We start from the raw sequence: 14,477 nt of genomic DNA, 5'->3' as shown, positions 1-14,477 counted from the left end.
GTTTCCATCAACCGTCTGAGACGTTATGCACGACCAGAGTCATAATAATCACCAGCCAGCGAACCCAGTAAATTCCTTCAAGTACACTGGGTGCCCTTGTTGCCATCAGACTTCCATAGTCCCCGGGCAGGTAATCTTCAGGGATCTCAATGCCATCATTGTCAGAGTAATCGCTCCCGAATGCGGACAGGGGAGGCGGGGATTCAGGCTCGGTTTTTATGTCAAGGAGAGAGATAACAGGCTGTTGTTCAGAAGAGGAGTCCTTCGTTTTAAGGCTTACCGCTGGAGCTAATGTCTTCGGTTGCGGTGTTCGCACAACAGGCTGCCAGTGATTGCCAGCGTTTATGAAATTATCTGCGATCAGTGGCGCTTGCAGATTGCCATGGAACAGTGTGATGGTGCCCCGATCATCAAGCCATTCTGCGATCTGCGAGGAGTCATGGCTGGGCACCGGCATCGCCCCAAGGGCGGGGTTGCCAGCCATTGCCGGTATAAACATGGCACCCAGCGGGTTTTGAAAGTTGTGAACGGCAGGAGTAACAATCATGACGTTCAGCGGCGTATTCGCTGCGCGTAGCAAAGGCATCAGAAGGTGTTCTACGACATTGTTATCCCCCCACATATGTTGTCCCGGCTGAATAGGCGTAAGACCCTGAAGCATCTGTAAGCCAGCCTGAGTGGGATTGTCGATGAGATCGTCAAGGGCCTGGGCTCCCAGTCCGAGAAACAAAATATAAGGCGTTAACCTGGAGCCATCCTGATGCCATTGGTTGCTCAGATGCTGAACCAGGTCATTAATCAGTTGTATTTGTTGGGTTTGACCGGCAAAAACCGCTAATTGGTTAATCAGGTCCGCTAACAATAGATCAAGAGCGGTATTGTTACCTGAATGGGTGATCAGCTGATTCAAGAGGGACCATAGTTCATCGCTATCCATGGTGTCGAGTGTGTCCAGGGTCTCCTGGTAGCTCGCAGGCAGATGTTCACGAAGGTGTCTGGGCAGATGGCTCAGGAATCCTTTGAGCGTATTCTTGAGCAGGGGAGTATCATTAAAGAGCAGGTGTCTCAGCTGGAACAGAAGATGATGGCTGATTACATTGTTTTTTAAAGCCAGAAAGATAATGTTTCGAAACAGGCCGGCAATAATTTGAGAATTCATGCCATCAGGTCGGGTTAATACCAGTTTTCTCAGCAGGGCGATGATATGGTCAATGAGCTTACTGGCAGTTTCAGGCCTCATATTCAACAAGTGAACCAGGCTGTTGTAGAGGCAGAAGTGGTCTGGAGCTACGTTTACAGTTTGCCATCGTTGTGATTTCAGGGCATTGACAGCCTCTTGTTCCAGCTGATTCAGGTTCGCCTGTAATGCAGCCTGCCGGGCTCTGAGCCGGGTCAGTTCTGCCAGTGATAATTCCGTGACTCCCCGTTGTTCCAGCTCTATGTATTCATGGGGGGTCAGGGGAAGGTTTTCCGGTTTGGTTCGCTTAAAAGGGTGGAACGACTGCGAAGTCAGGGGGGGGGGTAATTGATCCCGCAACATCTGGTTATCGGTGAGAGTTTTTCTTCTGTCTCTTTTACTTTTGACGGATTCAGGCAGTTTGAGGGTGAACCATCGATCTTCATCGCTAACACTTAAAATCCTGAGGAGATAGTCGTAATTTCTGTTCTCAACAATCCATTGGTTTAATTGTGCAAGGGGGATGCTCACCTGTTTAACCTGACTCAATTTTTCGGACTCGTGAGGACTAGGGCTTGACTGAATCACGATGATTCTGGGCGGTGAGGGTGGAGGTGCGGAGTGATAGGTGGCACCGGATATCGTTTCATCAATAGATGAGGAAAAGTCAATAATCACCAGAGGTTTTGGCTCGCGACTCTGATTTCTATGCTCCATGACTTCCTTGATCGCTTGAATCAGCGTGTCCCTGTGGGTGTAACTTGGAAATTGCACTTTGTCATGGCTGGATATTAGTCTGAGCTCTCTGGCCAGGTAGTGACGTTCATAAACCCGGGGTCTTAAACGCAATCTGACGGTTTCCGGCAGTGGGTAAACCGCAGAAATGGGAAAGGAAGTATTAAGATTATTCAACGCTTTGGCCCAGCTCTGGGATTTCAGTCGGCTATAGGCCTCAGGAAAGGTCGTGGCTTCCGCCTGCACGACGTCCATAGGGTAAACACCCCATTTTTTCATCAGCTCGGCAAGGCCTTTTCGGCTAAGGCTAATGGCCCCGTTTCCTGTTGTCAGTAATTCACTGGCCGGGGACGGCTGTGTCAGCTCTACCCGTTTTGATTGTTGGCTGACAGGAGAACTGCTTCTTTTTACAGGCGCATTGTCCGGTTCATCGATGACCATATAATCCCGTTCCTGCTCTGTGGCAGAAGCGCATTCATCAGTAAACAGAGGAATACGGGGATCGGATAAAATTTCCCGGATGAGTACCTCAAGCAGGGAGTCGTTGGCCAATAGCGGTATTTTATCTTCGAAAGCTTGCTCTCCTAGTGCGCGGTACAGGGTGGCTTGTATTTTTTCTGAATACTTCTGATTGACCTGTTGTATCCACTCATCTTTTTTGATGGTATCAAGCTGTTTCTGCTCGCCTTTTGACAGGGGTGGCTGGTGACGGTTTACCAGGTGCGACCAAAAAAGTTGTTGTAGTTTGCTGAATCCCTTTTTGAAAGCTTTCAGGCTGTCTTCATAAATTTCATTGGCACGAACCGCTTGTAATTCAAATAATTTATTAGCCGGCAAGCCTGGCCATTGATTCCTATGCAGGCTTTGGAGTCGACTTGAGTAAAAGTGGTTGACTCTTCGAATGAGGTAGTCTCTTTCGATTCTTTTTAACTCGCCTTCATGTTTTTTTCTTTGTTCTTGCTCATGCTCGGGTATCCTGCCGACCATGATATGCCAGTTGATAAGTCGGCTTAATTTTGCTTCATCGACCAATGTGCGGTCGGCCGCTACCGAATTGACCAGTGTTCTCAGAAAGTCGCTGGCCACCTTACTGGGCTCACTATCATTCGTCTGATTGGCTTCCAGTTCAGAGAAGCGACTTTCCAGCGCTTTTGAAAAATCATCCCGGTATTTTTTGTCCACGATACGCAACCACCAGTCCTGTTGATAGTCAACGGGTAGATAGAGCTGATGATTGAACTGTTCAGGTCGCATCTCTCTGGTCAGTTTTAAAAGGTAGTGGTGAAGCTTTAGCTTGAGATTATTTCTCGAGCTATTGTTTCGATACTGAATCACACTCTCAGCCGTAATTTCATCGGGATCAAAGAACAGTCGGTCCAATGGCAGTTTACCGGCATCAAACTGTGGAACGGGGCCCTGACGCAGGTAGTCCATATAACGTCGACTGAGTTCCGGGCTGGATTGCCACTCATCCAGAAGCATCACACGCGTTCGGTCTACCAGCTCTGGCATGATCTCATACGCCATATCGCCGGCGTGATAGGCAATGTTTGCCAGCGATTTAACAATCAGCTGTTTGGCATCAGCCCAGTTTTTAATCTTCTCTTGATACCCCTGGTAGGGGTTGTAGCCCAGGATGTAGGTGAGCAATGCAGCTTCAGGGCCGCCATCGAAAAGCAATTGATCAAATAACACTAGAGAGCAGGGATGAAAATCCGTTAGATCAGCCTGAGTGATCACGTCACGAAGGTATAGGTTGTTTCTTTTCCACTCCTTACGGTATGAAAAGCCAACGGCAAAGTTATCGGGTTTGGCATCGCAGCAGATTCTGTGGGCACAATCTTCGTTGCCCAGTTTAACCAGGTTTTTATAGATGGCGGCGATTACAGCATGCAGAATGCGGCTAACCGCTTCTGCGTATCCCATCTCGTGAACTTCACCAATGCTGCCCTGGGATTTGATTGACATGGCAATTTCATCAGGGCCAAAGTCCAGCAAACCTTCGATGAAATTTTGGGCCAGTTCATCTTTTTTCAGGTGACGCTGGATCATGTAGATGGTAAAACCCTCTCTGGCTCTGATCCTCAGAAGCCGGGTGGGCTCGAGGTTGACACCCAATTCCTTGTAAAGCTTCAGTGCTGCTTCGTGGGTTAGCAGAAAATTGTCAGCGTCCCTCTTGTTCGTGTAACCGGGGAAACGTCGCAAAGCCAGGCCGGGCAGAACATCGAGGGTAAAAACAACAGAAAACTGGCCTCTTCCAATCACTCGGGCATCGGCATGTCCTATAGACTTGTATGCTGATGAAACGTCTACGCTCATTTCGTCCTCGACATTAAGGAATTCAGCATGGATATTTTGTTCAAAGACCTGAAGGAACCTCTGATAGTCAACATCTCTGAGTGTGGAAGTATAGGGAGCGCCTGATAATTCTTGCTCAACAGGATTATTGAAAATGCTTCTCGGGTCATAAAAGTGGCTCGCTGTCCTCAGGTCATGGATGCTCTTTTCGTCTTCCTGAGTCTCAAACTCTACGCAGACCTCACAGGTTGAGTTTTGACTGTTGATGTAGTGACAGAAAAAGGTTTGGTCGGGTTTGTGTTCTGGCTTGAGCATGGCTGCAGTGTGAGTTGCATCATAGGGCACAAGAATAAACGTTCTCTGCTTGGGCCTGGGGTCTCCGGTTCTGTGGTTCTGTACCCTCATTCTGACACTGAGCAAAGTCTCATCGTCCAGATTAAACGTAATGGGACTTCCGCTCGCACTCAGTTGCCTGAAGGTAGAAAGTCCCATTCTTTGAAATGGCGGGCCATTGACCAGAGTATGGTTCTGGTAGTCAATGCGCCAGGAAATAAAGTGTTGGCTGCTACCCAAAAATGGGTTGCTTGCAGACAAGGAATGAAGTTCGAAAGCGTCAGGAGACTTGGGTGATCCCAGCAAAGGGCTACCCACAGGAGTAGAACTCAGTTCAGGGTCGATGAGCATATATTCTGTGCGATCAATACGAGAGCGCAGTATATGCACCCGCCAATATTGATTACGGGTGGTAGAGGTCTCTCTCGAACTCTGGGCAATATCTCCCAGCATTTTGAAATAATGTTCATACTTTTTGACCTGTTCGACATTTTCCAGAAGGCTGCCCGAGGAAGCTGAAGCTAACGTCGAAGAGAAAAGAAGGAAAACTACGAATTTGGTATATTTGTTCCAATAATTACGGGACAGAAACAGGTTAAGGAAGAGCACATAAACCGTGATCTTTCCCAGAATAGCCATGGATCCCGAAAATAATTTAGTCAATTTACCGCAGATAGTTCAGTCGTTATTTATTGATGCCTGGCCTTTAGCTTGCCTTTAGAAAGTTTCCCTTCGGTTCTGCTACCTAATGCCACGTGTATCCTTGAACGGTCAAAAATTTATATTTATGAACACTCCAGATTAGACCAGTCTTTCACCGAATAGGATTGTAAATGTTTAATTTATTTTTTGGTTCGTTACTCAAGTGACTTTTTAGCAAACTTTTAAATACTTTAACGAAACTCACGGAATTCTCCGTCCGTAGCTTCTTATCGGGAGCTTAGCCACCTTTGGCAGTCTGGATGGAAATGGTTTATGGAGGACCGAAGCCTGCAAGGGCTTTGAAGAGAGGTTGGAAAGTGTCCCGGATAGTGGTGAGGTGTCAGTGCACCGGGCTTGTCGAAGGTTGTGGCGAAGATTGTGGCACTCTGCTTCAACAAACCTGGCGCGAGCTAACGCCTGGTTGGCACTGGTATATTTTGATGATCAGGTTAACAGACCTGCACGAGCCAGTTGCCAGCGTTTTTGCTGTTCCTGCATGGACGATTTCATCTCTTCATATTGCTTATGAAGCTCTGAGCTTTCCCAGTTCTGTTTCAGCTCCCGGGCTTTGTGTTCAACCCACTTCTGACGAAGTTTGTTCCAGTCATGCCAGGTGCTGCTCACCAGTTCATACTGTTCTTCCAGCTTTTGCAGGGCAATCTGGCATGTCAGTTTCTGGCTGGCATATTTGTACTGCATATCGATCCGGGCTTTTTCAATCCGATAATCACTGACCCGCTTCAGTTTGCCAGTCAGGCCGATTTTCGAGAAGCCGAAGATCAGCCACTTGGTGGGATCAAAATGCCACCAGCGTATGCCGTTGCGGTAATCATACTGAAAAATATGGTGGTAGTTGTGATAACCCTCACCCCAGGTCACCAGAGCCAGGATGCCGTTATCCCGGGCGGTATTTTTATCGGTGTAAGGGCGCTTGCCCCAGATATGAGCCAGAGAGTTGATAAAGAAAGTGAAGTGATGACTCAGCACCAGTCTCAATACCCCGCCCAGAAGAAGCATGGCAATAATATCGCCCATCAGCAATCCTGCCAGTGTTGGTATAAACAGGTTCATCAACAGTACCAGTGGCACATAGTATTTATGCTGCCAGACTACAATGGGGTCTCTTTGCAGGTCCTTGATATTAGAAAAATCACCGGCTTTTGGGTCATAGTCACGAAGCATCCAGCCAATGTGGGAGAACCAGAAACCACGACTTGCAGAGTAGGGGTCTTTGTCGTGATCGTCGACAAAGGCGTGGTGGCGGCGATGACCAGAAGCCCAGTTCATGATGCTGTTCTGAATCGCCATGGCACCCCAGATTGCAAACCAGAGGCGCACTGACCAGTGAGCTTCATAGGCCTTGTGAGACCAGAGGCGATGGTAGCCAGCAGTGATAGCAGTGCCATTAAACATCAGGATTAAGCCGGCAACGATCCATTCACGGAGTTCAAAACCATGGGTAATACCGTACCAGGGAACAAGGGTGACCATGGCAAAAAACGTTAGCGAAAAAAGTAACGTGGTCACCCAAATGCGACGGGGTTTCTCCATTATGCGCTCATAAAGTCTTTGTCTAGGAGTCTTGATTCTCGCACAATGTTGCCAAGCTGTTAAGGCGTAATAGTCGCTGTGATCCCTGGTGCATACTTTTTATTCGTTGGGTTGATCGGTGAGTTGATTAATCAACCAGGCAGCCAGTCTGGCTGTGCGCAGGTCTTGATCAAATTCAGGGTTGTATTCAGCAATATCCATTACCCTGACTTTTGCGCAGTCCTTGATGGTCTGCAGAAGGGTTGCTGTCAGGTCCAGTGGAATGCCCCTTACAGCCGGAGCACTGACCCCCGGAGCCTGGTAAGAGGGAAAGGCATCCAGATCAATGGTTAAATAAACATGATCCACCATAGAGGTGAAACAAGTGAGTTCTTCGATCAGAAAATCGAGGTTATCCCGATGAATCTGATCATCGGTGATGTAAGCCACATTGAGCGCATCGGCCCGTTCGAACAACGCCTGAATGTTACTGCTGCGGCTGATACCAAGACACAGACAGTGAAAATCGAGATTCTGATGCTCGCAGAACTGAGCCATCTGCCAGAAGGGGGTTCCGGAACTGGCGCCTTTCTCTGGCTTTCTCAGATCAAAGTGGGCATTAAAATTGATCACGCCAATATTCAATCCTTTGGGGGTCTTGTGATCCTGGGTCAGAAAGTCTGCCAGACCTTTAAAGCTTCCCCAGGCTATTTCGTGTCCCCCCCCCAGACCAACAGGCAGCAAGCCTTCCATGAGGGCTTTCACCAGTGTTTGACTGAATTGATTCTGTGCACCCTCCAGATCGCCATCCTGACAGTGGACGTTACCCAGCTCATAAAGTCCATCGTCCCGGTTCCAGGGGAGATTGGCGAGGCATTTTCGAATCAGGTCCGGGCCATTGGCGGCACCCACCCTGCCATGATTGCGCCTGACGCCTTCATCACAGGCGAGCCCCAGCAATGCCAGGCCGCTGGAGCCTGAGTGTTCTGAGAAGGGTTTAATCTTCTGGTGCCAGCGTTGTGTCTGCTGCGGGTCGCCATCGTAATCTACCCATCCGTTCCAGATTTCGGGTTCTACAGGTTTTAACTCAGACATGAGAAGTAGGCACTCTTACTGTGAAATACCGCCCCTTAGGGCTTCAGCAGCATTCAGTGATCCGGGGAGGCGGTAATACCGGTTCAAAGCTGTTTTTGTCTCAGGCTCCCGGCATCATCTGGTTTCACCGTTACGAAGCGCGAGCGAAAGTTTTTCTCCGAAGAGGCAGGCTACCAGCACCATGGGTATGTCTGACTCTCGAGGTTTTTCAACTGGAGGGAGTCGTGGTTTGTTCAGAAAATAAAAAGCTACTCGCAATAATGTAGCAACTGTGGCGCTGTTCTCCACTGATTTCGTGCCTTCTTCACGGCTCTCACATTAAACAATCTTCAGGAATTGTAACTTCAAACTCATCTGACACACCCGGATTGTCGGAAGGAGACAGTCGTACATTACTACGGTCATTTTGATTCCTGTCCAAGAATTGCAACTTTATACCAAACGGAACCAATACGAATTCGAAGCGTTTGAGCTTCAACATCGAAGCTTTCGATCTTAATCCGTGTGCTCAGATACCTCCCACCACACCTGTGTGCCATAAAATGCAGATCATCCAGTTTAAAAATGGTTGCCGTCTCACAAGAACATGATTCATAAGATAAGGGAGACGTAACTTTGTAGACCTGGTATGCGTATACAGGTAATGATATAAGAAAAACTGATGCCAAAAAGAGCTTTCTTAAACTCATCTAACACACCTGAATTGCTAGGAGCCTGACCGAGAATAGACTGCCCTACGCGGTAACTGCTCCTGTGTTTCTCTAGCTCCTGCATCCATGCAGTCGTGCGGTTGCGATAAATTGGTCTAAAAATTTCTCGCAATCCTCGCTACGGTCGCTCAAGTTCGACAGCTAGGTTGATGAGCGCCTGGAATGAACGTTTACCTGCCGGATTTCGACGCATGAGCTCTCTGCAGGGTTGCTTTGCTGACTGTAAAAGACTTATGCAAAAAAATAGGCGGTTGCTGTCCATAAACAAGCCGCTAGTGAAGCAGCAAATATTGCCGGAATGATCTGAGACTTAACATGATCCATCAGGTCACAGCCAGTGGTCATCGAGCTTAATATGGTTGTGTCAGATATAGGTGAACATTGATCTCCGAACACACTTCCGTTCAATACTGTGGCGAAACATACCATCATAAACAGCTTTGGATTTGCTAATGACTGTGATTGCGCGATGGCCCAGGCAAGAGGCATGGTAAGGGGGAAGGTGATTGCATAGGTTCCCCAGCTGGTACCCGTTGAAAAGGCAATGACCATAGTCATCAGCTGTAAAATTACCGGCAATAACCAATAGGGAAGCTGCTCGCCGAGTAGCGACACGACATATGATCCTCCGCCAACTTCCTTGCTGATACTGCCAATGATCACCGCAAGCATCAGGATGACCGAAGCAACCACCACACCTTTTAACCCATCACCAAAACCTTCAACGACATGGGTTAATGACATACCTTTAGCGATGGCAATGGAAGCAGAGAGCAATAAAGCGACTCCGAAGGCCCAGTTAACTTTTGGAGTGCCCAGGTAGATGAACGTTAAGACAGCGATAGCAATCAGACTGACCAGAGGAATAATGAATTCCAGAACATTCGGCCTGTAATTTTCGGGGACTTTCGGTGTTTGTAGTTCGGTGGTGCTGAGGGGTGTTGCACCTGGAGCGTCCAGCTGACCGGTTTCCAGAGCCCTTCTATGTGCCTTTTTCATGAGGGAACCGGAAAAACAAGTAATATTCAGACACAGTAAAAGTGTTCCGGTAACGGCCAAAATACTATAAAAGCTGAAAGGCACACTGCTAAAGAAAAAAGCTAAACGATCCGCTTCCGTTGCCAGAAATGATACACCGGGCACAAAAATTAATGCCTGCACGTAAGTAGGCCACGCGTTGAATGCCAGTACAGAAGCAATGGGAGAAGCCGTTGAGTCGACAATGTAACTCATTTCTTCATGGCTGACTTTCGCTTTATCAGCAATCGGACGTATAGTAGTACCTACCAGTACGGTACTTATTGTCCCCCCCTGGAAAAAGAGAACACCCAGTAGCCAGGCGACTATTTTTGCGGAACGTTCACCCTTTACAAAGTGTTTGGTCATAAAGGTGGCAAATGCCTGTGCAGCGCCCGTTTTGGACCAAACCCCCAAGAGGCCGCCAAGAAGCCATAAATACAGCAATAGTATTGATGCAGTGCCTTTTTTAGCCAGGTTGGGAATAATCACTTTGTCAGTCAAATCGTATTGACCGAGCATAATTGCACCAACAATGATGCCACCCAATAAGGCTGTTAGTGGCTCTCTGGTGATCAGGCACAAGGCTATTGTTACTAATCCGGGAAGAAGCGACCAAAAGCCATAATGAAAAGTCGGCTCGAGCAATTCGTGATTGCCTTCATATTTGTGGCTAACATTAACTGCAGCCAAAACCCCTAACACAAAGATTATCAACGCAAAAACATTATAATTCTTCATTGACTATACCTTTTTTGCTAAAAGAGCTCAGATGGATTCAAGCAATAAGTGCAATAGCCTGCTCAGTTTAGACCTTAGCCGGGTTCGTCTATCGAGAAACTTTTCTGGCATAATTTCTGGTGTGGCTCTTGTGTTCAGCTTACAGGGGGCGGCAGAAGCGATCGCTCTGGCCGGTTGCGGAATCGGGTCAATCAGTGCAAGAAACGTCGTGCTGCCGGAGGATCGTCATTTGAGTGGTTTGCAGGCAGCGGCTGCTTCAGCGCGAGAACTCACAGGTTATTGTTCTTCTTCTTCTTCTTCTTCTTTAAACACCGTTATAGCCTGGCCTTCATCACCGGCATAAACAACAACGATTTCTGCAGGCTCATCCGATGTGTTCACTCCGTAATGCCACTCATCTACCATCTCAACCAGCGCATCACCGGCTTTCAAGTTCAGTTGCTTGCCATCAGACAATCGAATCACCGTTAATTCACCTTTAACCAGGTAGCCTGCATTGATAACAGGGTGCTTGTGAATGGGCAGTCTTGAGCGTGGGGCGATGGTAATACGCAGTACACGGACTTCAGGGTTCTCAAGGATGACACTTTTCAGAAGGGTACCATCCCAGCTGCTTGTGCTGTGAGCCAGCACTTCAGTAAAGACTCGCCCAGCAGAAAAAGTGAAAGAACTACCAAGAGTCAGAAATAGAACCGCGCTTCTGAAAACGGTTTTCATTATGATTTTACTCTGGGGAAGTTTAATAATTTTACATCAAATAAAGATGAATTCTGACCTGTTCAGGTGCAGGGGGGGTGGCAGTTTTAATTATCCTTATGCAGGCACAGTAGTCTATTTGTTGATATTGATCAGTGCGATATCGACAGGGGGGGGATTTGTAGCCCTAAGGACATAACTGACAGGCTTATTCAGCCGATATCCTGCCGATCACAAAATTAAAATAACAGATCTCAGTTGGTCAACAGACTGACTTCATCAAGCAGTTCTTTCAGTCGCTCCATTTTTTCCTGACTTAAACCCTCGGTTAGACGGCTATAACTGTTTTCCACCATAGGGGTCATCTCGTCCAACAGTTTCCTGGCTTTAGGAGTAGCTTTGACCAAAATACGTCTATGGTCTTCTGATGATTTGCGGCGGCTGACATAATCCTGTTGCTCAAGACGCTGGATAATGCCTGTCAGACTCGGGCTCAGAATGCAGCAGGCATCAGCCAGCTGTTTGGTCTCCATCTCGTCGGTGTCGTTCAGAACCCGCATCACGCGCCATTGCTGTTCGGTAATGGAGTGTTCTTGCAGCATGGGACGGAAGAAGCTCATGGCAGCCTCTCTGGCCTTAAGCAATTTGAGTGGTAGAGAATCTTCGTACTTGCGCATCGTGTTCAGTTTACAGCTAATAACTATGATTGGCGGATTGTGTGCATCTTGTTCAGGATAATCAAGACAATGATGTAATTAATTACACCGTATTTATCCGTACTCGAAAAAATCTACAGGTAATCATAGTCGTTTCTCTAAAGGGGGGATGTGGCCGGAGTGTTCGCTTTCATGGGGGGTGTCGGAAATATATAGGATTGTACACGTGCGGATGAGTATATTCTGAAGTACAGGCTCCTGGCCTGATAGTGTGAAAAATAATCAATGGGTGTGCAGTTCTGGACGATACTGATATATTGAAGCAGACTTCAGGTCGTTAAATACCTGGGTTTTAGTTTCAATCGGAATCCTGCATATTATATGGGTATCACTCTTTTTGATTGCGCTGACATGACAACAACAAACACCCGGGAGTGCTGATCATGGCAACGGTAGCCTTTATCGGTCTTGGTAATATGGGAGCGCCCATGGCGGCTAATCTGATCAGGGGCGGTCACGATGTGAGTGTATTTGACCTTGTTCCCGAGGCAGTGAGTTCTCTGGCCACTCTGGGAGCGAGAGCAGCAGCCAGTGCAGAGCAGGCATGTTCCGGAGCCGGGTTTGTTATTTCTATGTTGCCCGCCAGTAAGCATGTAGAAAGTCTCTACCTGGATCAGGGTTTGCTGGATTCCGCTCCCACTTCTGCCATTCTTGTCGACACCAGTACCATTGATGCGGACACCGCCAGAAAGTTATCGGCTGCTGCTGCCGGGAGAGGGAGGTCAATGATTGATGCGCCTGTGTCCGGTGGCGTTGCTGGTGCGACTGAAGGTACTCTGTCGTTTATGTGCGGAGCCGCCGACCCTGAAGTGTTTGAAAAGGTGAAACCGATACTTCTGGACATGGGTAAGAATGTTTTTCTGGCCGGTGGACCAGGAGCTGGTCAAGTGGCCAAAGCCTGCAATAACATGTTGTTGTCCATCTCAATGATTGGTACCTCGGAGGCGCTTAATCTTGGAACCAAAAATGGCCTTGACCCAGAGGTACTTTCCAACATCATGCTGGCCAGTTCAGGAAAAAACTGGGTACTGGAGGTTTATAATCCATGTCCTGGTCTGATGGAAAACGCTCCGGCCTCCAGGAATTATGAGCCGGGATTTATGAGCGAGCTGATGTTGAAAGATCTTGGGTTGGCAATGGCGGCTGCCACTAGCAGTGAGGCTATGACCCCTTTGGGTGGCCTTGCTTATGAGCTGTATAACCGCCATGTTTCCGGGGGAATGGGCAAGAAAGATTTTTCCAGTATCTTCCGGGCCATAGAAAGCTTGCAGCCAGAAAGTTAATCACTGGCTGCTGCGGATACCGGATGTTTCAATTTTAATAAGACGCTGCTTGTACAGCCCACCCAGCGCCATTTTAAAGGCACGTTTGCTGGCTCCGAAGACCCGTTTGATTTCAGCAGGATCGGTTTTATCGTTCATAGGAAGAAAACCTCCGGCAACTGCCAGTTTGTCCATAATCTGTTGACTGAGAGAGTCCAGCGCCTGTTGATCAAAGCCGGGCTTTTTCAGACAGAGGTCTATTTTTCCATCCGGTCTGATACGCTTGATATAACCCTGTACTTTATCACCCGGTTTGACTGAGTCGTTTGCTTCCTGGCTGAAAAGCAGTCCCTGGTGTCTGTTATTGATAATGGCCATATAGCCAAGGTCGGTTTTATCGTAAATCAAAAGGGATACAGGTTGGCTGTTCTGGTACTCTCCTGCTGAGCGATCAATGAACTTATGCAGCCTTGAGGATCCTACGATGCGTCTTGTTTCTTCGTCCTGGTAGAGATAGACAACATAGTGTCCACCTTCGCGCATACGGGTTTTTTGTTCACGAAAGGGGACCAGCAGATCCTTGCCCAGATTCCAGTCCAGAAAGGCTCCAATCGGATTGACTTCTTTGACTTTCAGCGCTGCAAACTCACCAACACAGGCCAGTGGTGTTTCTGTCGTTGCGATCAAATGGTCGTCGGAGTCAAGGTAGACAAAGACATCCAGTTCATCTCCAATATTGCAGTCTGCAGGGGCATGCCTTTTGGGTAGCAGGATTTCATCAAACTGTCTGCCATCCAGAAATACGCCGAAGCCTGCTTTACCGACGACTTTCAGGCGATTTTTCTGGCCAACTTTAACGTATTTTCCGGACATATCTGTGCCTTTGAGCGAAAGGTGAGAAGTCAGAGTTTTTTCTCCCAGAACAGGGCGTGTCCGAGCTGTTCATCCAGTTCGAAACCCGAGAAGCCAAGCTTTCGGTAAGCAGCCTGTGCTACATGATTCCCTTCCACAACTTCCAGCGTGATTTTGCAGCACTCTTTTTCTCTGGCGATCTGTTCAATTTTTTCGAAAAGTTTTCTGCAAAGGCTTTGACCTCTGAATGACTCATTAACGACCACATCATGGATATTGATCAGAGGTTTGCAGGCAAAAGTAGAAAATCCTTCCAGACAGTTGGCCAGAGCGGCTGGTTGTCCATCAACCAGACAAAGTACCGAAAATGTGAAAGGACGTTTTGACAGTTCCTGAATCAGATGTTCTCTGGTGAAGCTGCTTAGTGGCATTCCTCCACCCATCGGGTCTCTGGCGTAGTGGTCGAGCAATTCAATAATGGCCTGACCATGATCAGGGTTTGAATAATCGGCTACGAAAATATCGGGCATGAAAATGACTTCTGGTAGATAAAGCTAAACAATCAGGAAAAGTATTCTTGCATAACGGGCCTTGAATGGATAGCAGTCTGACA

9 protein-coding genes are annotated in these 14,477 nt (G+C 47.8%); 1 reads left to right on the top strand and 8 read right to left on the bottom strand.

Annotation, left to right across the window (positions count from 1 at the left end; translation table 11 throughout):
• Positions 1 to 7: 7 nt before the first annotated feature.
• The 6 genes from ACO6VG_RS23665 to hpaR all read right to left on the bottom strand — a co-directional run bounded on the left by ACO6VG_RS23665 (position 8) and on the right by hpaR (position 11,711).
• On the bottom strand, positions 8 to 5,206 hold the full coding sequence (locus tag ACO6VG_RS23665) for a hypothetical protein (protein ID WP_422451460.1): 5,199 nt from the start codon (positions 5,204 to 5,206) through the stop codon (positions 8 to 10).
• A 483-nt stretch (positions 5,207 to 5,689) separates the two neighbouring features.
• Entirely contained in the window at positions 5,690 to 6,796 is a 1,107-nt protein-coding gene (locus ACO6VG_RS23660) for an acyl-CoA desaturase (RefSeq protein WP_422134548.1), read from the bottom strand.
• A gap of 99 nt (positions 6,797 to 6,895) precedes the next feature.
• Positions 6,896 to 7,870, bottom strand: a complete 975-nt coding sequence (gene hutG / locus ACO6VG_RS23655) for a formimidoylglutamase (RefSeq protein WP_422134547.1) — start codon at positions 7,868 to 7,870, stop codon at positions 6,896 to 6,898.
• 941 nt (positions 7,871 to 8,811) lie between these two features.
• The gene (locus ACO6VG_RS23650) at positions 8,812 to 10,338 is read right to left on the bottom strand and encodes a Na+/H+ antiporter NhaC family protein (protein WP_422475887.1); all 1,527 of its coding nucleotides are present in this window, start codon (positions 10,336 to 10,338) and stop codon (positions 8,812 to 8,814) included.
• A 276-nt stretch (positions 10,339 to 10,614) separates the two neighbouring features.
• Positions 10,615 to 11,055 carry a cupin domain-containing protein gene (locus tag ACO6VG_RS23645; protein ID WP_422475885.1) on the bottom strand — a complete coding sequence of 147 codons (441 nt, stop codon included), beginning with the start codon at positions 11,053 to 11,055 and terminating at the stop codon, positions 10,615 to 10,617.
• 233 nt (positions 11,056 to 11,288) lie between these two features.
• Positions 11,289 to 11,711: a homoprotocatechuate degradation operon regulator HpaR gene (gene hpaR / locus ACO6VG_RS23640; protein WP_422134544.1), complete on the bottom strand. Its 423-nt coding sequence runs from the start codon at positions 11,709 to 11,711 to the stop codon at positions 11,289 to 11,291.
• A 422-nt stretch (positions 11,712 to 12,133) separates the two neighbouring features.
• Here hpaR and mmsB point away from each other — a divergent pair, with 422 nt between their 5' ends.
• On the top strand, positions 12,134 to 13,033 hold the full coding sequence (gene mmsB, locus ACO6VG_RS23635; RefSeq protein WP_422138491.1) for a 3-hydroxyisobutyrate dehydrogenase: 900 nt from the start codon (positions 12,134 to 12,136) through the stop codon (positions 13,031 to 13,033).
• Here mmsB and ACO6VG_RS23630 read toward each other — a convergent pair whose 3' ends face one another.
• A complete protein-coding gene (locus tag ACO6VG_RS23630) occupies positions 13,034 to 13,885 on the bottom strand; it encodes a S1 RNA-binding domain-containing protein (RefSeq protein WP_422451464.1) in 852 nt (283 codons plus the stop codon).
• Positions 13,886 to 13,914: 29 nt separating this feature from the next.
• Entirely contained in the window at positions 13,915 to 14,394 is a 480-nt protein-coding gene (locus tag ACO6VG_RS23625; protein ID WP_422138489.1) for a GNAT family N-acetyltransferase, read from the bottom strand.
• Between the last annotated feature and the right edge of the window lie 83 nt (positions 14,395 to 14,477).

It is taken from the genome of Endozoicomonas sp. ALB032 (assembly GCF_049310125.1).
Lineage (GTDB): Bacteria > Pseudomonadota > Gammaproteobacteria > Pseudomonadales > Endozoicomonadaceae > Endozoicomonas_A.
The sequence above is the reverse complement of the archived record's forward strand: the minus strand, read 5'-3'. Positions and strand labels throughout refer to the sequence as shown.

What these genes read in the sequence shown, in the direction of transcription:
- ACO6VG_RS23660 (WP_422134548.1), bottom strand. Translation starts at nt 6,796, where the DNA reads ATGGAGAAACCCCGTCGCATTTGGGTGACCACGTTACTTTTTTCGCTA.
- hutG (WP_422134547.1), bottom strand. Translation starts at nt 7,870, where the DNA reads ATGTCTGAGTTAAAACCTGTAGAACCCGAAATCTGGAACGGATGGGTA.
- ACO6VG_RS23650 (WP_422475887.1), bottom strand. Translation starts at nt 10,338, where the DNA reads ATGAAGAATTATAATGTTTTTGCGTTGATAATCTTTGTGTTAGGGGTT.
- ACO6VG_RS23645 (WP_422475885.1), bottom strand. Translation starts at nt 11,055, where the DNA reads ATGAAAACCGTTTTCAGAAGCGCGGTTCTATTTCTGACTCTTGGTAGT.
- hpaR (WP_422134544.1), bottom strand. Translation starts at nt 11,711, where the DNA reads ATGCGCAAGTACGAAGATTCTCTACCACTCAAATTGCTTAAGGCCAGA.
- mmsB (WP_422138491.1), top strand. Translation starts at nt 12,134, where the DNA reads ATGGCAACGGTAGCCTTTATCGGTCTTGGTAATATGGGAGCGCCCATG.
- ACO6VG_RS23630 (WP_422451464.1), bottom strand. Translation starts at nt 13,885, where the DNA reads ATGTCCGGAAAATACGTTAAAGTTGGCCAGAAAAATCGCCTGAAAGTC.
- ACO6VG_RS23625 (WP_422138489.1), bottom strand. Translation starts at nt 14,394, where the DNA reads ATGCCCGATATTTTCGTAGCCGATTATTCAAACCCTGATCATGGTCAG.